Annotated in this window: 1 protein-coding gene; it reads left to right on the top strand. The window is 44.1% G+C overall.

Annotated elements, in window-relative coordinates; genetic code table 11:
• The coding region (locus GD597_RS21820; protein WP_216368677.1) for a MopE-related protein at positions 1–204 on the top strand (204 nt) is incomplete at both ends.

Genomic DNA, 204 nt, shown 5'->3' with positions numbered 1-204 from the left:
GAACTATGCGATGGCTTAGACAATGATTGCGATGGAGAAATAGACGAAGACTTCCCGTTTGTTACCTACTACTTTGATGTAGATGGCGATGGTTATGGCAGTCCGAATAATTCGGTTCAGGCAAGATGTTTCCAACCGCAAAACACGGTAACCAATAATTTAGATTGCGACGATCAAAATGCAGCTGTACATCCAGGCGCAGCA

Source organism: Limnovirga soli (assembly GCF_013106755.1).
In the GTDB taxonomy this organism is placed as follows: domain Bacteria; phylum Bacteroidota; class Bacteroidia; order Chitinophagales; family Chitinophagaceae; genus Limnovirga; species Limnovirga soli.
The sequence above is the reverse complement of the archived record's forward strand: the minus strand, read 5'-3'. Positions and strand labels throughout refer to the sequence as shown.